This window comes from Paenibacillus sp. GXUN7292 (assembly GCF_050864975.1).
Classification (GTDB): Bacteria; Bacillota; Bacilli; order Paenibacillales; family Paenibacillaceae; genus Pristimantibacillus.
This window is the reverse complement of sequence record NZ_JBOZWO010000039.1, coordinates 13,448-34,337: the sequence shown is the minus strand read 5'-3', so window position 1 is coordinate 34,337 and position 20,890 is coordinate 13,448. Positions and strand designations below refer to the sequence as shown.

The window sequence follows — 20,890 nt, the reverse complement described above, 5'->3', positions numbered from 1 at the left end:
TTTATGGAATTGAGAAACTTCAAAATTGATGTTGACTCTAACGTTACGTTATACTTTATAGTCAAATTAAGCCGTTGCAAGACAGGAGGGATAAAATGAAAATAAGCGAGGTAGCTGAACTGGTTGGCATAAGCGTGCGAACTTTGCATCATTATGATGCTATTGGCCTGTTGTCGGCTGACGTCACGACGGAAGCAGGCTATCGTATTTATTCGCAAACCAATTTAGAGCAGCTGCAGCAAATTTTATTTTTTCGAGAGCTCGGGTTTCCGCTGAAGCAAATCAAAGATATTATAAACCGGCCTGACTATGATCGGCAGGAAGCCTTGCATATGCACAGAAAGCTGTTGCTGGACAAACGCAATCAACTGGATCAATTGCTTGCGACGGTTGATAAAACGATACAGGAAGCGAAAGGAGAGATTACGATGACAGCAAAAGAAAGATTTGCAGGATTTGATTTCAGCAGTAACCCTTATGAGCAGGAGGCGCGCGAACGCTACGGGGACAAAGCGGTTGATGATTCAAAAAACAAAATTAATGCCTATACCAAGCAAGGTCAAGAAGAGCTTGCCGATAGTATGAATCGCTTGTACCGGGAGCTGGCCGAGCTTCGGCATACCGACCCTGCATCCAGTGAGGCGCAAGAGTCGATTGCTAAATGGTATAAGCTGCTTAACGATATTGGAACGTATACGCCTGAAGTATTCCGCGGACTTGGGCAAATGTACGTAGATGACGAGCGATTTACCAAAAACATCGACCAATTCGGCGAAGGCTTGGCATTATTTATGAAAGAAGCGATGGCGGTGTTTGCCGACCGCGCGCAATAAGCACAATAAACAACGGGGGTGTCCATACGTCAATAACTGACGGGACGCCCCCTTTTAAGTAGCTCTAATACGGCGCTATGGACGGTTAAATTTGCAAAAAGCCCATAGCTTTTTTTACTTTAGAAAGCGTTTTGTTTGCCACTTCGGATGCTCTTTCCGCTCCATCCTTCAATATGCGGTCCAACTGCTCGGAATGAACAATATCATTGTATTTTTGTTGAATTGGCGTCAAATGCTCAATGACAGCCTCAGCCAGCTCTTTTTTGAAGGAGCCATAGCCTTGTCCTTCGTAACGCTTCTCAATATCTGCAATTGGCAGGCCTGAGAAGACGGAATAAATTTCTATCAAGTTGCTGACAGCCGGCTTATTGTCCCAATCATAGCGGATGCTTCCTTCGGAATCTGTAACAGCTTTAGCAAATTTTTTACGGATAACATCAGCGCTGTCAAGCATCATAACGTAGCTATTTTTGTTAGGGTTGCTCTTGCTCATTTTTTTAGACGGATCATCGAGCCCCATAATACGGCCGCCTGTATCCTCGGTAATAGGCTCAGGCAAAGTAAAGGTTTCGCCAAAGCGATTGTTGAAACGGATGGCCAGATCGCGCGTCAGCTCAAGATGCTGCTTCTGATCCTCGCCCACAGGCACATGAGTAGCTTGGTAGAGCAATATATCTGCAGCCATAAGCGCAGGATAAGTAAATAGAGCTGCACTGACGCCTTCCTTGCCCTCGGACTTTTCTTTAAATTGTGTCATGCGGCTCATTTCGCCGAAGTGGGCCTGTGTTTCCAAAATCCAGCCGAGCTCTGCATGTGCAGAAACATGCGATTGCAGAAAGATCGCATTGTTGTTAGGGTCAATGCCTGCTGCTACATACAAAGCGGCTATTTGGCGAGAGCGCTCGCGCAGCTCCTTTGGATCCTGCGGAACCGTTATTGCATGCAGATCCGGTACGAAGAAAAAGCCTGTATATTCCTTTTGCAGCTTAACGAATTGGCTTAATGCCCCGCCATAGCCTCCAATATTTAGCTCGCCGCTGGGTTTAATGCCCGATAAAATTGTTTTCATGGAAGTTTCCTCCTATAATCTAAAAAGTTTTTAAAAATCAATACAAAAAAACGCCCCGCCCCTAATAAAAGGGACGAAGCGTATGCTCCGCGATACCACCCGAATTCGGCTAATAGCCGCTCTCATCCACAATCTATACGCACGCAGCAGCGTGCACAGACAATTGCGTCTTCCGAAATAACGGTGGAAGCTTCCGTCAAAGCCTACTGTCCTATAAGGAGTTCGGTTTGAAGCGAAGAGACCCATTCACTTATACTTTTGTGCCGGACCTTGCACCATCCGCCGGCTCGCTTAAACAAAAGCAGTTAAGCTACTCTTTCCCTTCATAGCTGTTACATATATTATTCTTATACTTAAGATTACCGATTCTTAGTATTCTAGTCAAGCTGCTATCTATATTTTTCCAAAAGAATAATTTGAATGTCGATTTGACAAACAGTTTAAAATCATTTATCTTAATATTAAGACATTTAATTTAAAGATATGTGTAAATCATTTGGAAATCAGGTGATCAGAATGGGTAAGGATAAACAAAGCGCCTTGGAGCTGTATATAGCTTTATCTCGCGCAGCGCAATGGATGAATGCACATGCGGATAGGGATATTAAAGAACATCAGCTTAATCGTACCGAATTTGGCGTGCTCGAGCTGCTTTACCATAAAGGACCTCAGCCTTTGCAGCAAATTGGAAGCAAGGTGCTAATGAGCAGTGGAAATATAACATATGTTGTCGACAAGCTGGAGAAGAAAGGCTTGGTTTGCCGAAAAGCTTCCAGTGAGGACCGGCGATCAATGTATGCGGAGATCACGAAAGAAGGCAGCGCCTTAATAAAATATATTTTTCCCCAGCATGCCGGTGTAATTGCCGCAGCAGCAGCGGGGCTCAGCAAGGAGGAGCAAGAGCTGGCCAGCAGCCTGCTGCAGAAGCTGGGCAAATATGCAGAGGAAACTTATTGAACAACAGATATGAATTACAAATAAATGGAAGGGAAATGATGGCATGTCTACACTACAAACAGCAGGAATTCACCATATTACAGCTTTTGTTAAGGACCCTCAGCGCACGACAGATTTTTATGCGGGTGTACTTGGCTTGCGGCTAGTTAAAAAGACGATCAATTTTGATGCGCCTGAAGTTTATCACCTTTATCTTGGAGATGCGCAGGGAAGTCCGGGGACGATCATTACGTTTTTCCCTTGGTCGGAAGGCAGAAAGGGCCGGGTAGGCACAGGCCAGGTTGGCATTACAGGCTACGCTGTGCCAATCGGTGCATTGCCGTTTTGGGAAAACAGATTGTCCAAGTTTCAAATCCCGTATGAAATACTGGAACGCTTTGGCGATAAGCTGCTTTCCTTTTCTGATCCTGACGGGTTGAAAATTGAGCTTGTGGAGCGTGATATGAAAAACGATCATACATGGGAATTTGGCGGTATAACTGCTAAGGAAGCTATACGGGGCTTTAGCGGAGCTGTACTGTACAGCCATAATCCTGCCAAAACCGCCGAGACGCTGGAGAAGGTATTAGGTATGACGAAGGTTGGCAGCAGCAATGGATTTACTAGGCTGCGCGCAGCTGGAGATATAGGCAATGTGATTGATATTAGCGATCAGCAAGCGGCAGTCGGTGCGGGAGGCAGCGGCACTGTCCATCATATCGCCTGGCGCGCAAAGGATATGGAAGAGCATGCACGCTGGAGAGAGCATGTCGCTAATCAAGGGTTTGAGCCGACGCCTATAGTAGACCGGCAATATTTCAATGCTATTTACTTCCGAGAGCATGGTGGCATCTTATTCGAAATTGCAACAGATCCTCCCGGCTTTGCAAAAGACGAGGCGCCGGAGCATCTTGGCGAGCAGCTAATGCTGCCGGCCTGGTACGAGCCGCAGCGCGCAGCTATCGAGCAGCTTCTGCAGCCGTTTGAAGTAAGAGTGCTGAAGGAGGATCAATGATGAAGCATATATTTAAGCAAGGCTCGAGCAAGGACGCGCCAGTATTGCTTCTGCTGCATGGGACAGGTGGCAATGAACACGATCTGCTTGGACTCGCGGAGCTTATTTCACCGCAATCATCTGTGCTGAGTGTTCGCGGCAATGTGCTGGAGAACGGCATGCCGCGCTTCTTCCGCAGATTATCGGAAGGAGTATTTGATCTTGAGGATTTATTGTACCGCACGCAAGAGCTGAATAGCTTTTTGGAGGAGGCGGCAGCCCAATATAGTTTTGACCGATCCAATATGGTAGCGGTTGGCTATTCCAACGGTGCGAATATTGCCGCGAGCATGCTGTTTATTTATAAGGACGCATTGCGCGGGGCGGTGCTGCATCATCCTATGGTGCCGCTTCGTGACCGGATACTTCCTGATATGACCAGCTTGCCTGTCTTTATCGGAGCAGGCGACAATGATCCAATCTGTACACCTAAAGAGACGAAGGATTTGACGCAATTGCTGGAAAATGCGGGGGCAAGTGTACACGTCCATTGGGAAAGCGCAGGCCATCGTTTGACACAAACAGAGGTACAGGCAGCCGCTGCCTGGTTTGAAAAACAGTTTGCCGAAACAAAATGATGTGAAAAGGGCCGTTCGATATTGATCGAACGGTCCTTTTTTATTCTGAGCATACTGCAAAATCTTTTATACAGCGGATGTGCATAACGGATTCATAGCCGAAGTCAGGTGAATTGCATACTCCTCCGCCTTCAGTTCAAGCTCTTCCTCGCTTAGCTGCATAGCGTTATAGACGGAAAATACCGGCAAAAAAGTCGTGCCAATAATGCTTGCCGTTACTTCAAACGGACGCAGCAGCTGCTCCAGTGGAAAATGGTTGTAGCCCTGCGGAGTGTAAGCAAAATCGGAGCCGCCGGCAGTAACAGCCAGCCCCCATTCCTTGCCATGCAGCTTATTGCCTCCCTCGCCATACGCCCAGCCGTATGTCAATACGTCATCAAACCATTGCTTGAGCAGGCTCGGGCAGCTGTACCACCAGACTGGAAACTGAAATATTATACGATCGTGATCCAGCAGCAATTGCTGCTCTCGTTCTACATGTATGGCTGTATTGCCGTACGCCGCGTATAAGTCATGAACGGTTGTTGTATGCTGGGCAGCAGCCTGGGCCAGCTTTTGATTCACGCGCGAGCCTTTGTGCAGTTCCGGGTGAGCGATAATAACTAATGTTTTACGTTGTACGTTTTCTTTTTGAGCGGTCATGATGCCGTCACTTCCTCTTTTTTTAATTGGATAAATCCGGTCATGCGGATCATTAATGTGGTCTTGTAGCAAATATATCAAATGACTGGGCGATCCTTCGTGATAATTATCACAGCGCCATAATATACCTGATCAGTACAATGAAGGTAAACATACCGTGTGAATCCATTCACAATAAAGTATGAGGATCAATGGGGAGGAATTCATCATGAAAAAAGTAGGGATTATTTTGTTGTCGCTTATGCTTGTAGCTATTATTGCTGCTGGTTGCGGCGGGGAGAAAAAGCCAGTCAATACAGAAACAGAAAAGCCTGCAAATTCAGCTTCGCCTGCGCCGGCTGACGGCTATGCAGACGGCTCCTATTATGCAGAAGGCAGCTTTGACGAAAAATCAGGCTGGAAGGAAGTTGTCGCTTTGCAGGTAGAGGGCGGCAAGATTGTGCAAGTAAACTGGAATGCGGTAAATAAAAACGGTGGACCGGATAAGAAGGCTTCGTCACAATCTGGTGAATACGGCATGAAGGCAAAGGGCAATGCAGCATCAGAGTGGCATGAGCAAGCAGCCAAGCTTGAGCAGTTTCTAGTCGATAATCAAGCGACATCAGCAATTGCCGTTAATAATGAAGGCAAAACAGATGCAGTATCCGGCGTTTCGATCGGTGCCGGCGAGTTCGTGAAGCTGGTAGATGCAGCGCTAAAAGCTGGACCTGCAGAGCGTGGCGCGTATAAAGACGGCAGTTACTATGCAGAAGCGGACAGCTTCGATGAAAATTCTGGCTGGAAAGAAACAGTCGGCATTACTGTAATGAACGGCAACATTGTTGCTGCAAGCTGGAATGGCATCCATAAGGATGGAGGCACAGACAAAGTTACACGCTCCAAATCTGGCGAGTACGGCATGAAGGAGATTGGCAAGGCAGCAGCTGAATGGCATGAGCAAGCTCATAATGCCGAGCAATATTTGATCGAGAAGCAAGATCCTGCAGCCATTGCAGTGGCAGCTGACGGCAAGACGGATGCCATCTCAGGCGTATCCATTCATGTTAATGGATTCGTAGAGCTGGCAGCCAAAGCGCTTGCCGGCGCCAAATAAGTTTACCTTCTAGAAAATCCTATTTAGGGAGAGACGGATATGAAGCAGATTATCGTTTTGGGCGGTGGATACGGCGGTATACTGACAGCCAAAAAGCTTGCCAATAAGCTTCGTAAAAATAAAGAGGTTCATATTACACTAATCGATCGCAAGCCGTATCATACGTTATTGACAGAGCTGCATGAAGTGGCGGCAAACCGGGTTGAAGAGGATTCGATCCGGATCGATTTGAAAAAAATATTTTCCGGGTTCCGCAATGTTGATGTTGTTCTTGACCATATCGATATAATCGATTTCGAGGGGCAAAAGCTGAAAGGACAGCGTAAAAGCTATGCCTATGACTATTTGGTAATCGGCACGGGCAGCAAGCCTACCTTTTTCGGCATCAACGGCGCACAAGAGCACGCCTTCTCGCTTTGGTCCTATGAGGACGCAGTTAAGCTTAAGGAGCATACACTAAAAATGTTCCGTGAGGCAGTTAAGCAGCTTGACCCGATTGTCCGTAAGGAAATGCTGACGTTTGTTGTCGTTGGCGGAGGCTTCACAGGCGTGGAGATGATCGGTGAATTAGCAGAGTATACACAGGAGCTTTGCAAGGAGTTCCATGTGAACCCCGAAGAAGTTACTTTGCACGTAGCGGATATGGTAGATACTATTTTGCCGATTCTTCCTAAAAAGCTCATTGCTAAATCCGAGAAGCGCTTGCGCAAGCTTGGCGTGAACATTATTACAGGCGCCAAAATAACAGAAGTATCAGAGAAGGGCGTTATGGTAGGCGGCTCGTTTATATCCTCCAGAACGGTCATATGGACTGCGGGTGTAGAGGGCTCAGATCTTGTAGGCGAGCTTGATGTTGAAAAGCAAGGACGCCAGCGTATTCTTACGAATGACAAGCTTCAAGTGCCGGAGCATTCAAACGTGTATGTAGTTGGCGATAATATTTTCTATATTCCTGAGGGCAGCGAGCGTCCAGTGCCGCAAATGGTAGAAAACGCTGAGCTTGCCGCCCCGATTATCGCTCATAACATCGCATCTGAGTTCAATAATCAGTCGAAAAAGGCCTATAAGCCTACGTTCCATGGCACTATGGTTTGTATTGGCAGCAAGTATGGCGTAGCCAGCGTAGGCATTCCGAAAATGATGTTTTCGATGAGCGGCTTTCCTGCCATGGGCGTCAAGCATTTAATCAACATGCTTTATCTGTTCCAGGTTTGCGGCTTCAATAAAGTGTATCATTACATTCTGCATGAGTTTCTGCATGTGAAAAACAACCGCAGCTTTGTCGGAGGACATTTTGCCAAGCGCTCGCCAAATTTCTGGCTCGTTCCGCTTCGGATATTTGCAGGCTGGATGTGGTTTAAGCAAGGGTTTGACAAAATGGGCAAAATTATAGCTGATCCAGGCGCAATGTTTTTAATTCCTGCCAAAGCAGCGGACGGCACGTCAGGAGCTTCGGTAGCTGAAACAGCTGATGCGGTGTCAGCAGCGACGAATTACTCGTCTGACGCGCTTGCTGCTTTGCCTGTGCCCGGCTTTATGAAGGATATGGTGGACTGGTCGATGGGGCTTATGTTCTATACGTCTGACGGCGGATTTACGCCGCTGGCTTATATATTCCAGACAGGCATGGTAGCGGCTGAGCTCATCGTAGGCGCACTGTTAATTGTCGGACTATTCACTGCGCCGGCTGCAGTCGTATCGGTTGGAATGGGCGTAATGGTTTGGGTATCCGGCATGGCTCCAAGCGAAATGCTATGGTACTTGGCAGCGGGCATTGCATTAATCGGCGGCTCGGGCAGCACGTTCGGACTTGATTATTATGTCTATCCGCGGCTTAAGAAGATCTGGAAGAAGCTTCCCATCGTTAGACGCTGGTATTTGTATACGGACTAATTCAAAACTTATCTGGAAGCGTAATGCGGGTTCTAAACATTGCGCTTCCCCTGCATTGATTGTTGAAGGGAGCGGTTGTCATGGGTAAGGAGCTGCTGCAAGATACGCTAAGCTTATTGAACGAGCTTATTCATAAGCAAACAAATATAGAGCTGGATGTGAATGATCGTTCTTTGCAGGAGCTTGCAGATATGATCGGCTCTTATGGTATGGCACGCTCGCGCAAGATGACGGTTTTATCCTGCTGCATGCTGATATCAGTTGGCATACGAAAGCACAACAAGCTGCTGCGCGGCGATAACGATCGTCTGGCCCGTTCAATTTTGGATGGCGATTATTTAGTCGGACTTATTTACCGGGTAGCTGTAAGCCGCAAGGAGCAGAAGCTGCTTGCAAGGCTTACTCCGATCTATAAAAAAATGCAGCTGAAATCGTTGGAAGGCGGCGGCAGTGAAGGCATTATGACGGAGTTGAAGCAGGAAATCAAAGCTTATTTAGACCAGCATAGCGCATAAGGAGCGGAATGTGATGAAGAAGCCACTGCATGAGCAGCTTCACTTGTCTATAACCGAAATCGATGAGCTGCTGCTGCACATTATCCAGTCGGATGATGAGCTGCAGCGGCCTTCTTTGCTTTATTCCAGCATCGAATGCTTGATTGCAGCAGGAGGCAAACGGCTGCGCCCTATAATGGCGCTTGTCGGCGGCAGATTCGGGACGCCTGAGCGTGCTCACCTTGCGTGGAAGGCAGCAGGTTTGCTTGAGTATATGCATATGGCATCATTAATTCATGATGACGTTATAGACGCCTCGCCGCTGCGGCGCGGCGAGCAGTCGCTGCATGCTGCGACTGATATAGGCACAGCGGTTCATGCCGGCAATTATATGCTGGCAAGAGCGTTGGAATGGTCGAGCGACGACGAGCTGATCGATGGCGACTTTTATATGGGAGCCGAGCTTGCAGCGCTTATAACCGAGCTTTGCATAGGGGAGTACAATCAGCTGCAGCATCGTTTTGATTTCAATATGACGCTCGATCAATATTTGGATAAAACAAAGAGAAAAACAGCTTTGCTGATGGGAGCGTGCATGTCGGCGGGCGCTCGAGCGGCAGGGGCGGACGAAGCTAATGCTAATCGGTTATATGAGTTTGGCGAAGCGCTGGGCATCGCCTTTCAAATTCAGGACGATCTGCTCGATTTCACAAGCAGCAGCGAGCAGCTGGGCAAGCCTTCAGGCGCGGACCTGCGCAGCGGCAATATTACACTGCCTGTTATATACGCGCTTGAAGATGAAGGCTTAAAAGCGCTGCTGCTGCCGCTTCACGCCGATGCCAGCGAGGCGCAGTTCAGCGAAGCGCTGGAAGCTGTCCGGCAAAGCGATGCGCTCGTCCGCAGCAGGCAGCTCGCCGAGCAATATACTTTAAAGGCTAAAAGCATTATGCAGCATTTTGAAGGCCATCCTGGCAAAAATGATTTACAGGTGCTGGTACATTATTTTTTGGGGAAATCATAGAATGACGCACTCGATTTAGTAAAGCAAAAACGGCTCGCAGGTCTAAAATGACTTGCGAGCCGTTTATTATTGATCAGCGTCAGGCCAGCAGCGCAGCGGCAATCATCGCAGCACCTGTCAGCTGATAGATCATAATAGTTCGTGCATTTGAACCTAGAAATTGAGGCAAGTTATCTAAATTGCGGGAAGCAATATGGATGGACTGAACGGCAAGCGGCAGTGTGAGAAGGCCAAGCAGCCAGAAGTAATTGCTGCTTGCTATGGCCAAGGCTGCGATACTGATGTAGGCGCCTGCGTAAAGCAATGCATAAACCTTTAATCCTCTAGCTTTACCGATCCGCACTAGCCAGTTGCGTTTGCCGCCCTTCATATCGGCTTCATAGTCTGGATACTGATTTATCCACAAAACAGCCGTAATGAGAAAGGCTAGCGGAAGGCCGATAAAGGCTGCGTAGACATCAAGCACACCAGTAAGCATGACATACATGCCAGTCATAACAAGCGGGCCGAAGGTGAGGCCGACAGCAGCCTCCCCCAAGCCATTGTAATTGAGCTTGAACGGAGGGAGGCTATAAAATACGGCCAGCACGCCGCCGATCATGCCGATCCAGAAAACATTAGGCTCTCGAACAAGTGCAATATATAGCCCAATGAAAAACGCGATTGCCAACGTAATAAAGGCAATAATGGCCGTTTCAATCATGGAGAGCTTGCCATCTACAATTGTCTTTTTACCGCCGCTGAACGGAGTCCGCTTGTCAGCTGTCACATAGCGATCAACGCCGGTCCAATAATCAACAAATTCATTTACAGCGTTTTTGCCTATTTCGATTAAATAAATGCCAGCCAGAGCCAGCAGCACCCAGCTCCAGTCAACTGATTTTTCTTTGTTGTATGCAAGCGCAGTGGCGATCAGCATAGGCACGGTTGAAGCAATCCATATTTTGGGGTCTGCTAGCTGCCAAAATCCGCTCCATAGCCTGCGATTCAGGTTCAAGCTGTTCATATAAACCATCCTTTCAATTGAACAATGAGATGAAGGCGATCGGCAGGGAGAATGAAAGTAAAAATAACGTATCCATACGCTGCCAGACCATTTGGCGATATTGCGAGCGCGGCGCGCCAAGGCGATAGCTGCGTGCCTCCATGGCATCTGCCAGGCTTGCGGCTCGGCGGAAGGAGCTGGCCGTAACCGGAACTAGCAGCGCAATAATCAGCTTGGCTTTTTCTTTAAGCGGCCGATTGGCTAGTGAAAAGCCGCGGGATACTTGAGCCTTCCAAATCCGCTCTGATTCTTCGAATATTGTAGGAATAAATCTGAGCGAAATGGAGAGCATGAGCGCCAGCCGATCAATAGGCAAGCCGATCCTTTGGAGCGGGCGCAGAAGGCTGCCCAGTGCGCCGGCTATTCGATCCGGCTGCGTAGTAAAGCTTAGTACAGCTGCGAAAGTGATGAACAATGTCATGCGACCGGCGGATACAAGCCCTTTCTCCAGTCCGCCGGAATAGATGGAGAACGTGCCTGCCTTAAGCAATCGTGCTCCTTCAGCGTGAAAAAAAATGTGAAATAACGCGATGAAGGCAATTAAAAATAAAAGCGGTTTAATAGCCTTGATATAGTACGCAAACGGAATTTTCGACAGAACCATGACTATGAACGTAAAAGCCAATGCAATTATTAAAGTAACGTAGGAATTAATGAGAAACACGGCTGCCATAAAGAGGAGCATGCCTGCCAGCTTGGAGCGGGGGTCCAGACGATGCAGCAAGGAATGTCCGTCAATATAGCGGCCCAGCATCAATTTGTGCTTCATTGCCCCTCTCCTTTCTTAAAGTATAGGAAAGTATATCATTCTGCATACTTTCTCTATATTTCTCCGGAATGAAACTCGCGATCGCCAAAGGACGGCGATAGCCGTTTCACCTTGACGAGTAAAGCTAAGTATCAGGAGCTCTCTTGAAGGGCTGCTTTTATAGCGGCAGCAAGTCCTGATGCATCCGGATATTGGTGCCGCTCGCTTAACCCTAGCGATTCCTGCAAAGCGAAATATAATTGATAGGCGGCCGGGATTTGCAGTCCAGCGGCGTCTAGGACATCTGTTCGGCGCATTAACGTATACGGCTCTCCTGAAAAAAGGATTTTCCCTTTATGCATAACGATCATTTGATTCGTATATGGCAGCACTTCCTCTAAGGAATGGGTAACGACAATAACCGTGCGCTGCTGCTCCTGGCATTGGTGATGCAGCAGCTGCATAAGCTCAGACCTGCTCGATGCGTCTAAAGATGCGGTCGGCTCATCAAGCACAATAATATCCGGCTTTGCTGCCAATACGGATGCGATGGCAGCCTTGCGCATTTGGCCAGAGCTCAATTGATAAGGCGTTTTGGCAAGCAGCGCTTCGTCCAGACCCATAGCTTCCGCTGCGGATCGCGCAGCAAGCTCTGCCTCGGCTGCGCTAGCTTCAAAGTTAAGCGGTCCATAGAGCAAATCCTTCCAAATCGTTTGCTGGAATAGCTGCTGCTCGGGATATTGAAAAACAAGGCCGACGCGTTGGCGCAGCTGCTTCGGCAATTTGGCCGGATGTGCGGGAATGACCATATCGAGCAGATGAATCGAACCGTGATCGGCTCTAAGCAGCCCGTTAAGATGCTGCAGCAAGGTTGATTTGCCTGATCCGGGAGCCCCTACAATCGTAATGAACTGATTAGCTCCCAATGAGAAATTAATATGATCAAGAGCCAGCTGCTCCTTTAACGCTCGCTCTTTGTAGCTGTAAGAGACCTGCTCGAACGTAATGCCCATAGCTTATTCAGCACCTCCTGCTCGCTTAATAAATCGCCGATATCAATTCCTTGAAGCTTGAGCTCCCTGCATAGCTCCAACGCATAAGGAGCTTTAAGCCGGCATGCATCCAGCAAAGGCTGCTGTTTAAGCAGCGTTTCCGGTTTTCCATCTGCCAGGATGGTGCCTTCATGGAGCATAATAAGGCGGTCGGCAGCTGCAAGCTCCTTTATATCATGCGATATTGTAATGACTGTTTGCTGCTGCTCAGCCGTTATTTTTTTTACATAGGCAAGAAAGCGGTCGCGGAAGGAGCTGTCGAGCATAGAGGTTGCTTCATCCAAAATAACAATGCTCGGCTTCATCGCAAGCACCGCCGCCAGCGCAGCACGCTGCTTTTGCCCGCCTGACAATGTGGCGGGATGGCGATCGAGCAATGAGGTCAAGCTCAGCAGCTCTGCATATTCCTCGATTCGCTGCTCGATCTGCTCACCTGGCAGACATAAATTTTCTAAACCAAAGGCTATGTCATCCCGAATGGTAAGTCCGATAAATTGATCATCAGGGGAGGCAAAAACATAGCCGATGCGAGAACGGATATCATATACATGCTCTGCCCGGAGCGGCAGGCCGTGGATCGCAATATCGCCGCTTTCTGCTTGCAGCAAGCCGTTGAGCAGACGCGCTAGGGTAGATTTTCCAGAGCCGTTGCTGCCGGCGAGAGCGACCCATTGTCCGGCGGGAATTGTCACAGACAGCTGATCCAGCACAGCATGACTGCCGCGATTGAAGCTGACTTTATTAAATTGTATGGCAGGTGGGCGGTTGAAGCTGTTAGGCAAGGAAGACATGCTGCAACTCCTTTCAGCTTTGAGGATTGCGCAGAGCAAGCAGCTGCAATCGGTTAAGCGATTGAATGAGATGACTGGAGGCTGCGCCGACAAATATACCGGTTGCTATGCCTGCCAGCAGCAGAAAAGGCAAGTAATAAAAGATTTTCGCAGTGCCGAGCACAATGGAAGCTGCCAGCAGCTGACCCAGATTATGAACGATGCCGCCCATAACACTGGTCATCATCAAGCTGAACTGCTTGGCGCCGAATCTTACCATTATATTCATGATCATAAAGCTGCCCAGCGCGCCAAGCACGCTGAACAAAAAGGTGGAAAAGCTGCCAAGAATAAAGGCAGTAAGCAATGTTTTAATAAATATTAGCAGCAAGGCGTCCTTGCCACCAAAACAAACTAGGCACGTCAGAACGACGATATTGCCAAGCCCCAGCTTTGCGCCCGGTATCGTTACCGTGAACGGAATTAGCGCTTCTACTACGCCAAGCACGACAGCTAGTGAAGCAAACATGGAAACAATAATCAGCCTTCGCAGTTGATACTGATCAGGAGGCAAACGCATCGACCCCTTCCTCGTCATCAGGCCCTATAATTTCTACAAAAACACGATTAGGCAAACAAACAATTTTTTCATTGACGGAATGAACATGGCCGAAGCCAATACAAATATGGTCAGGACAATCAGACTCCACCATCTCTATGCCGTAATTGGAAACCTTCAGACGATTGTAGCCCCGCTCTGAGCGAATTTCGATTTCATATTCCTCTTCTGTGAGTGCCACCGTATCATAATGCTCTCCATTTACATAGATAGAGGCAAACGCCGCTTCTTCATGACTGCGGCCCCCGCCGAGCGCGGAATATCCGAACCAGGCAAGCGCAACTATAAGCAGCGCAGCGATCATAATATCGCCTCGTTTCATAGCGCTCTACTCCTATCTGCTGTAAGTTACTTTAAGATTATCACCTTCTGCCATACGCGAGAATGACATTTGTCACAGGCTAATGCTGAAAGGTTTGATAAACTCAATTCAGAATAGAAGAAAGTATTCTTGGATTCGTTGGTGGAGGGGATAGCATGCGCTTTAAAAATATAGGAATCATGATTTTAGTCACTTGCCTGTTTATTATATCCGGCTGCAAGCCTGCAGGCTCAAGCGACACTCCGAAAGCGAAGCTTCCGATAAGCGAAAATTATTTCATTTTCGATACGGTCGTTAGCGTGAGAGTATACGACGAGCGCATGAACGTTTCTCATTTTGCTGAGATTAAAAAATTGCTGGAGCATATTAATGAGACGATGAATCGCTTTGAGGAAAACAGCGAGGTTACAAAAATCAATCAGTTTGCAGGCAGTTCAGCAGTACAGGTATCCAAGGAAACCTTCTATATTATTAAGACAGCCAAAGAATATGCGGAGCTTTCCGGCGGGAAGTTTGATCCGACTATTGGCCCTTTAGTTGATTTGTGGGCAATCGGCAATGGAGGCGTCAAAGCTCCATCTCGCGCAGCAATAGAGGAAGCGATGAAGCTTGTAGATTACAAAAAGCTGCTGCTCGATGAAAGCCGTTCGTCTGTCCAGCTTAAGGATTCGGATATGACGCTTGATCTGGGAGCGATCGCCAAAGGCTATGCAGCTGATGTTGTGGCGGATTATTTGCAGAAGCAAGGCTTCGCCAGCGCCATTATTGATCTTGGCGGCAATATCGTCGCCATGGGCAGCAAGCCGGATCAATCGGCATGGTCGATCGGTATACAAAGTCCGGAGGAAAAGCGGGGAGCGCATTTAGGCACTCTTCCGGTACGGAATAAAACGATTGTAACTTCCGGCGTCTATGAAAGGTATTTTAAAGATAATGGTCAAGTGTACCATCATGTTCTGGATCCGTTCACAGGGTATCCTGCCAGCAATGAGCTGGCCAGTGCAACAATTATAACGGACAATTCCATGAATGCAGATGCGATGTCGACCGCAGTGTTTGTGCAAGGCTTGCAGGAGGGGATGGCCTTTATTGAATCGACCGACAATGCAGAGGCTATTTTTGTAACAAACGATCATAAGGTTTATATCACTTCCGGACTTAAGAACATATTCAAGCTGACCAGCGACGATTACCATTTTGCAGAGTAAGAAAAGCTTAGTAGTTGAAAGGGGATGACGTCATGAATCGTTCAATGAAGATATCTGCCAACCAGATCGATAACGGCTATCGCTTGCCGATTCGAACCGCCTCTATGTTTTCTAAGGAGCATATCCGTATGCTGAATGAAGTAGCGACGACTAAACAACTTGAAGAGAATGAGTATTTGTTTCAGGAGGGTGCAGTAGCCGACCGCATTTTTTTTGTCCACTCCGGCAGCGTTAAATTGTACCGAATGCTGAAGGAAGAAGCAGCGAGCACGATGGCGCTTTACTTCACAGGCGATTTATTTGGCGAAATGAATACTGCTGCTCATGTCATTCATCAGCACAGAGCAGTAGCGATGGAAAAGTCAGTTGTGGGTGAAATAATGCAAAAAGATGTGAATGCTTTAATTCGCTCAAGCGGTCAATTTGCTGAAGCCTTCGTCGCCTGGTCGGGTCTTATGAACCGAATCACACAAAGCAAGCTGCGCGATTTTTTGCATTACGGAAAATCGGGTGCGCTCTGTGCACTATTGCTGCGTCTAGCTAATACTTATCCGGCGGAACGGGGCGGGAACCGCTATATTGATAAACGGATTACGAATGCTGACATGGCTGGAATGATTAGCGCTACTCGGGAAAGTGTGAACCGGCTGCTGGGTGATTTGAAGGAAAAAAAGATTATTTCCATGATGGAAGGGAAGATTGTGCTGCACAATATTCCCTACTTGAAGAAAGTGTGTAATTGTGACAATTGTCCAATAGAAATATGTAGGATGTAGCGGAATTTCCTGTTGATTTTTCAATTTTTCTTTGTATAATTCTAGGTGACATGCAATGATAGACGGCAGGGGAAATTAGCTAAATTGCGGGGGTGGCAAATCATGTCGATATTTTTAGGCGGACAGCGGGTATTGCCAGCTACGAATAAATTAAAGGATGTGGAGGCTATTTTGGCCTCCCCTTTTTCGTATATGGTGCTGCTTGGCGGTCACTTGGGACAGCTGAAGCCTACCGTTGACCTGGCAAAGCAGCATGGCAAGAAAGTGCTGCTGCATGCGGATTTAATAGACGGCCTGAAAAATGACGAGTATGCTGCTGAGTATTTATGCCAAACAATTCAGCCTGCCGGCATTATATCTACCCGTGCAAGTGTAATAAGCCGGACTAAAAAAAATGGCTTGATCGCCATTATGCGTCTGTTCCTTATCGATTCGGATGCGATGGAGCGAAGCTATACGATGCTGGAGAAGCAGCGGCCGGATTTTATCGAGGTGCTGCCAGGCGTTATTCCAGATGTCATTACTGAGGTAAAGGAGCGCAGCGGAATACCGATTATTGCAGGCGGCCTTATTCGAACAGACGAGCATGTGCAGCAGGCATTGGATGCCGGCGCTACGGCTATTACAACATCTAGAAAAGAACTATGGAGAAATTGGAAATAATAAGGAGTGAGTGAATAAGTGAACGAAAACTATATCTTAACGCTGGACCAAGGCACAACTAGTACGCGGGCTATGCTGGTGGACAAAAAAGGAAGCATTGTCGAGATGGTGAAGCAGGAATTAAAGCTCAGCTATCCAGAGCCGGGGTGGGTTGAGGTCGATGCTGAGCAAATATGGCATTCTTCGCAATCCCTTCTAGCCGAATTAACGGGAAAAGCAGCGGTTAAGGCGCAGCAAATTGCCGCGATAGGCATTACAAATCAACGCGAGACGACGGTTATTTGGGATAAAGCGACAGGGAAGCCCATTCATTCTGCGATCGTGTGGCAATCGAGACAATCAGCTGATATTTGTGAGCAGTTAAAAGAAAACGGTTACGAGAAGCTTATTCATGAGCGAACCGGTTTGCTTATTGATCCTTATTTCTCTGCCACAAAAATTAAGTGGCTGCTGCAGCATGTTGATGGAGCTGAAGAAAGAGCAAAGCGTGGAGAGCTGCTTTTTGGAACGATTGATACATGGCTTATTTGGAAGCTAACTGGCGGTAAGGTTCATATTACCGATGTTTCCAACGCTTCCCGGACGATGCTGTTTAATATTCACAAGCGCAGCTGGGACGATCAATTGCTGGAGGTATTGGACATTCCTGCATGTATGCTGCCGCAGGTGCGTTCATCCTCAGAAGTTTATGGCATGACCGAAGCAAGCATATTCGGCGAGCCAGTTGCAATAGCAGGCGCTGCCGGCGATCAGCAGGCTGCTTTGTTTGGGCAGACTGCTTATCATAAAGGGGATACTAAAAATACGTACGGAACCGGCTGCTTTATGCTGATGAATACGGGTGATCAGGCCATAATGTCGGATAAGGGCTTGCTTACAACGATCGCTTGGGAAGTAGACGGCAAGCTGGAATATGCTTTGGAGGGCAGTGTATTTGTTGCGGGCGCAGCCATAACCTGGCTACAGGAAGGATTGGAGCTGATTCAATCAGCAGCGCAATCGGAAGAGCTGGCAGCGCAGGCGGAATCAACGGAAGGCGTGTATGTTGTACCTGCATTTGTAGGGCTTGGCACCCCGTATTGGAACAGCGATGTCCGAGGAGCTGTTTTCGGCCTGACACGCGGTACGAACCGTTCGCATTTTGTAAGGGCTGTTTTGGAATCGCTTGCGTACCAATCCAAGGATGTGCTTGCGGTTATGGAAGCCGAAGCCGGATTGAAGCTGCAATCGCTATATGTTGACGGCGGGGTAGTCGCTAACAATTTGCTTATGCAATTCCAAAGCGATTTGCTAGGCGTTCCGGTTGTTCGGCCGCAAAGCAATGAATCGACCGCCTTAGGGGCTGCTTATTTAGCAGGCCTGGCTGTGGGCTTCTGGAAGGATAAGGCGGAAATTGCGAGCATGCGCGCGGTCGCCAAAACATTCATCCCTTCGGAAGAGGAGCAAAAATATAAACAGCTTTATGAAGGCTGGCAGCGAGCCGTAAAAGCCGCTATGGCTTTTGTATCATAGTTGTGCTAAAGTAGAACTAAGTTAATATTCGGTTGGAGAATTGGAGAAACCACCGTAACCGCTTCTTTCTGTGAGAATTGAAGCGGTTATAGTGGTTTCTTTTTTGTTTAATACTAAGGGAGGTCATTAGATGAGTCATATGAATCAAGCAAGTTTTAGTGCCAATAATCGAGAGGCTTTGCTCAAACGAATGGAGCAGGGGCCGCTGGATTTGCTTATTATAGGGGGCGGAATTACGGGTGCAGGCATTGCGCTCGATGCGGCGGCAAGAGGGCTCAAGGTAGCGCTGGTGGAAATGCAGGACTTTGCTGCAGGCACCTCCAGCCGCTCGACCAAGCTTGTTCATGGCGGCCTGCGCTATTTGAAGCAGCTGGAAATCGGCGTTGTTGCTGAAGTTGGCAAGGAAAGAGCGGTAGTATATGAGAATGGGCCGCATGTCACAACTCCGGAATGGATGCTGCTGCCGCTTTACAAGGGCGGAACATTCGGACCTTTTTCAACGTCAATCGGTTTGCGTGTATATGACTTTTTAGCAGGCGTGAAAAAGCAGGAAAGACGTAAAATGCTTAGTACCGCTGAAACGCAAAAAATGGAGCCGCTGCTGAAAAAAGAAGGCATGAAGGGCGGGGGCTATTATGTGGAGTATCGTACGGATGACGCCCGCTTGACGATCGAGGTCATGAAGAAGGCGGCGGAGTATGGCGCAATTGCAGTCAATTATGCCAAGGTAGATTCGCTTCGCTATGACAGTGGCGGCAAAGTAATTGGCGCAGTTGTTCAAGATCAAATCGACGGTCAATCCTACGAGATTAATGCAACCAAAATCGTGAACGCCACCGGACCATGGGTTGATAAGGTAAGGGAGCTGGATAAATCGAAGCAAGGAAAAACGCTTCGTCTTACTAAAGGTGTGCATCTTGTGTTCAGTCAGCAAAAATTCCCGCTAAGACAGGCGATTTACTTTGATACAGCCGATAAGCGGATGGTATTTGCTATTCCGCGCGACGGCAAAACCTATTTAGGCACGACAGACACCAATTACAGCGATAATATTGCTCATCCGGTTATGACAGAAGAGGATCGGACTTATTTGCTCGCATGCGCTAACGATATGTTTCCAAGCCTTAAGCTTAAGGCTGCTGACGTCGAGTCCAGCTGGGCTGGACTTCGCCCGCTTATTCAGCAGGAAGGCAAGGATCCTTCCGAAATATCGCGTCGAGATGAAATTTTTGTATCGCCATCCGGACTTGTATCGATAGCTGGCGGCAAATTAACAGGGTATAGAAAGATGGCTGAAACAGTCGTCGACAAGGTTATTTCTATTATGAACAGCGAAGGGCTGGGCGCAGCCTACTCTTCATGCGTAACTAAGGATATTCCTATGTCCGGCGGTGATATCGGGGGCTCCAGGCAGCTGCCGGCCTTTATCCAAAAATACAGAGCTTTAGGCCAGAATTACGGCTTTACGGCGGAAGAATCGGAATTTTTGGCAGGGCGCTATGGCTCTAATGTGAGCGGCATGCTGGAGAAGGCAGCTGAGGCAGCAGCATGGGGTCAGCCGTTCCATTTATCTCCGCTCGTCAGTTTGCAGCTTTACTATGCGATTCGTAATGAAATGACAGTAAAACCGGTTGATTTCTTTATAAGAAGAACTGGAGATCTCTTCTTCAATATTAATCAGGTTCGCCAATATGCGGCAGCTGTTATTGAAGCGATGTCCGATCATTTCGAATGGTCAGGCGAGCAAAAGCATTTATTTACAGATGAGCTTAACGAAGCTATTCACGATGCTGTGAACCCGGCCAAATAATCATCTAAATAATCATCAAAATAATTATACACTGAGCTTTTTACGGTGAGGGACCTGCATTGCTTGCATTGCTTGCAATGCTTGTGGAGCTTGCAATGCTTGCAGAGCTTGCATGTGGAGGAGATTGGACACACGTTCCGTTATTTGCCCTAAAAACGCTGTTTTTGAAATTTCGCGGACACACATTCCGTTATCGACTCATTTTTCAGCTTTTGCGATGTATTTTTAGTGCAATAGCGGAACGTCTGTCACTATTGCCTAGCAAATCAAGCTAATTAAGCACAATAGCGGAACGTCTGTCCAGGTTACGGATGCTTTTTCCTCACAAATTGCGAAATCCGCATATGTAGTAAATTTCGCTTGTCAGGCTGTCGAAAAAACCTTTGTATCACAAAATGTGGTCACTAAAAGCCGGTTTGAGGTGGCACCGACCGATTCTGTATGAAATTTCATATACAAATGTGTTTTTTGGGGCATTTCTGCGAATTGTATATGAAAATTCATATACATTTGGCTGTTTTGAGGTGGCACCGACCGGTTCTATATGAAATTTCATACACAAATGTGTTTTTTGGGGCATTTCTGCGAATTGTATATGAAAATTCATATACATTTGGCCGTTTTGAGGTGGCACCGACCGATTCTGTATGAAATTTCATATACAAATGTGTTTTTTGGGGCATTTCTGCGAATTGTATATGAAATTTCATATACAATTGGCTGTTTTGATGCGGCGACAGCCTGGCTTATTC

The 20,890-nt window shown here is 47.6% G+C and carries 21 protein-coding genes and 1 other annotated feature; of the genes, 13 read left to right on the top strand and 8 right to left on the bottom strand.

The features are described 5' to 3' along the window. Window positions 1-95 precede the first annotated feature (95 nt). Window positions 96-833, top strand: a complete 738-nt coding sequence (locus ACRRU2_RS23340; RefSeq protein WP_432505386.1) for a MerR family transcriptional regulator — start codon at window positions 96-98, stop codon at window positions 831-833. Between the two features lie 85 nt (window positions 834-918). Here the strand turns inward: ACRRU2_RS23340 and trpS are convergent, their stop codons facing one another. Continuing rightward, window positions 919-1,902 (bottom strand): tryptophan--tRNA ligase, encoded by a 984-nt coding sequence (gene trpS, locus ACRRU2_RS23335; protein WP_331701294.1) that lies wholly within the window; start codon window positions 1,900-1,902, stop codon window positions 919-921. 66 nt (window positions 1,903-1,968) lie between these two features. Then, window positions 1,969-2,238: a binding site (T-box leader), on the bottom strand. 180 nt (window positions 2,239-2,418) lie between these two features. Here trpS and ACRRU2_RS23330 point away from each other — a divergent pair. Genes ACRRU2_RS23330 through ACRRU2_RS23320 form a run of 3 tightly spaced genes read left to right on the top strand, consistent with a single transcriptional unit; the run spans window position 2,419 to window position 4,470 of the window. Then, a complete protein-coding gene (locus tag ACRRU2_RS23330) occupies window positions 2,419-2,859 on the top strand; it encodes a MarR family winged helix-turn-helix transcriptional regulator (RefSeq protein ID WP_331701295.1) in 441 nt (146 codons plus the stop codon). A gap of 43 nt (window positions 2,860-2,902) precedes the next feature. After that, the gene (locus ACRRU2_RS23325; RefSeq protein WP_331701296.1) at window positions 2,903-3,853 is read left to right on the top strand and encodes a ring-cleaving dioxygenase; all 951 of its coding nucleotides are present in this window, start codon (window positions 2,903-2,905) and stop codon (window positions 3,851-3,853) included. Then, a complete protein-coding gene (locus ACRRU2_RS23320; RefSeq protein ID WP_331701340.1) occupies window positions 3,853-4,470 on the top strand; it encodes an alpha/beta hydrolase in 618 nt (205 codons plus the stop codon). Before ACRRU2_RS23325 ends, ACRRU2_RS23320 begins: the two co-directional genes overlap by 1 nt. Before the next feature lie 66 nt (window positions 4,471-4,536). Here ACRRU2_RS23320 and ACRRU2_RS23315 read toward each other — a convergent pair whose 3' ends face one another. Continuing rightward, the gene (locus tag ACRRU2_RS23315; protein ID WP_432505383.1) at window positions 4,537-5,193 is read right to left on the bottom strand and encodes an NAD(P)H-dependent oxidoreductase; all 657 of its coding nucleotides are present in this window, start codon (window positions 5,191-5,193) and stop codon (window positions 4,537-4,539) included. A 127-nt stretch (window positions 5,194-5,320) separates the two neighbouring features. On the opposite strand from ACRRU2_RS23315, the gene ACRRU2_RS23310 reads away from it, so the two are divergent. The 4 genes from ACRRU2_RS23310 to ACRRU2_RS23295 all read left to right on the top strand — a co-directional run bounded on the left by ACRRU2_RS23310 (window position 5,321) and on the right by ACRRU2_RS23295 (window position 9,613). Beyond that, on the top strand, window positions 5,321-6,205 hold the full coding sequence (locus ACRRU2_RS23310) for an FMN-binding protein (protein ID WP_331701298.1): 885 nt from the start codon (window positions 5,321-5,323) through the stop codon (window positions 6,203-6,205). 39 nt (window positions 6,206-6,244) lie between these two features. Then, window positions 6,245-8,098, top strand: coding sequence for an FAD-dependent oxidoreductase (locus ACRRU2_RS23305; RefSeq protein WP_331701299.1), 1,854 nt, complete (start codon window positions 6,245-6,247; stop codon window positions 8,096-8,098). An 80-nt stretch (window positions 8,099-8,178) separates the two neighbouring features. Further along, a complete protein-coding gene (locus tag ACRRU2_RS23300; protein ID WP_331701300.1) occupies window positions 8,179-8,613 on the top strand; it encodes a hypothetical protein in 435 nt (144 codons plus the stop codon). A gap of 13 nt (window positions 8,614-8,626) precedes the next feature. Continuing rightward, on the top strand, window positions 8,627-9,613 hold the full coding sequence (locus ACRRU2_RS23295) for a polyprenyl synthetase family protein (protein WP_432505380.1): 987 nt from the start codon (window positions 8,627-8,629) through the stop codon (window positions 9,611-9,613). Window positions 9,614-9,692: 79 nt separating this feature from the next. Here ACRRU2_RS23295 and ACRRU2_RS23290 read toward each other — a convergent pair whose 3' ends face one another. From ACRRU2_RS23290 to ACRRU2_RS23265, 6 genes are all read right to left on the bottom strand, one after another. Continuing rightward, window positions 9,693-10,619, bottom strand: coding sequence for a prenyltransferase (locus tag ACRRU2_RS23290; RefSeq protein WP_331701302.1), 927 nt, complete (start codon window positions 10,617-10,619; stop codon window positions 9,693-9,695). A gap of 13 nt (window positions 10,620-10,632) precedes the next feature. Beyond that, window positions 10,633-11,427: an energy-coupling factor transporter transmembrane component T family protein gene (locus ACRRU2_RS23285; protein ID WP_331701303.1), complete on the bottom strand. Its 795-nt coding sequence runs from the start codon at window positions 11,425-11,427 to the stop codon at window positions 10,633-10,635. Window positions 11,428-11,558: 131 nt separating this feature from the next. Beyond that, the gene (locus tag ACRRU2_RS23280; protein WP_432505378.1) at window positions 11,559-12,419 is read right to left on the bottom strand and encodes an ATP-binding cassette domain-containing protein; all 861 of its coding nucleotides are present in this window, start codon (window positions 12,417-12,419) and stop codon (window positions 11,559-11,561) included. Next, on the bottom strand, window positions 12,368-13,249 hold the full coding sequence (locus ACRRU2_RS23275; protein ID WP_331701305.1) for an ATP-binding cassette domain-containing protein: 882 nt from the start codon (window positions 13,247-13,249) through the stop codon (window positions 12,368-12,370). Before ACRRU2_RS23275 ends, ACRRU2_RS23280 begins: the two co-directional genes overlap by 52 nt. Before the next feature lie 13 nt (window positions 13,250-13,262). Then, window positions 13,263-13,808, bottom strand: coding sequence for a Gx transporter family protein (locus tag ACRRU2_RS23270; protein ID WP_432505375.1), 546 nt, complete (start codon window positions 13,806-13,808; stop codon window positions 13,263-13,265). Continuing rightward, on the bottom strand, window positions 13,792-14,169 hold the full coding sequence (locus ACRRU2_RS23265; protein WP_331701307.1) for a NusG domain II-containing protein: 378 nt from the start codon (window positions 14,167-14,169) through the stop codon (window positions 13,792-13,794). Before ACRRU2_RS23265 ends, ACRRU2_RS23270 begins: the two co-directional genes overlap by 17 nt. A gap of 155 nt (window positions 14,170-14,324) precedes the next feature. Here ACRRU2_RS23265 and ACRRU2_RS23260 point away from each other — a divergent pair, with 155 nt between their 5' ends. From ACRRU2_RS23260 to ACRRU2_RS23240, 5 genes are all read left to right on the top strand, one after another. Next, window positions 14,325-15,377: an FAD:protein FMN transferase gene (locus ACRRU2_RS23260; RefSeq protein WP_331701308.1), complete on the top strand. Its 1,053-nt coding sequence runs from the start codon at window positions 14,325-14,327 to the stop codon at window positions 15,375-15,377. A gap of 32 nt (window positions 15,378-15,409) precedes the next feature. Then, window positions 15,410-16,153, top strand: a complete 744-nt coding sequence (locus ACRRU2_RS23255) for a Crp/Fnr family transcriptional regulator (protein WP_331701309.1) — start codon at window positions 15,410-15,412, stop codon at window positions 16,151-16,153. A gap of 102 nt (window positions 16,154-16,255) precedes the next feature. Beyond that, window positions 16,256-16,816: a glycerol-3-phosphate responsive antiterminator gene (locus ACRRU2_RS23250; protein ID WP_331701310.1), complete on the top strand. Its 561-nt coding sequence runs from the start codon at window positions 16,256-16,258 to the stop codon at window positions 16,814-16,816. 18 nt (window positions 16,817-16,834) lie between these two features. Next, window positions 16,835-18,328: a glycerol kinase GlpK gene (glpK, locus tag ACRRU2_RS23245; RefSeq protein ID WP_432505372.1), complete on the top strand. Its 1,494-nt coding sequence runs from the start codon at window positions 16,835-16,837 to the stop codon at window positions 18,326-18,328. Between the two features lie 139 nt (window positions 18,329-18,467). Beyond that, window positions 18,468-20,138 (top strand): glycerol-3-phosphate dehydrogenase/oxidase, encoded by a 1,671-nt coding sequence (locus ACRRU2_RS23240; protein WP_432505404.1) that lies wholly within the window; start codon window positions 18,468-18,470, stop codon window positions 20,136-20,138. Window positions 20,139-20,890 lie beyond the last annotated feature (752 nt).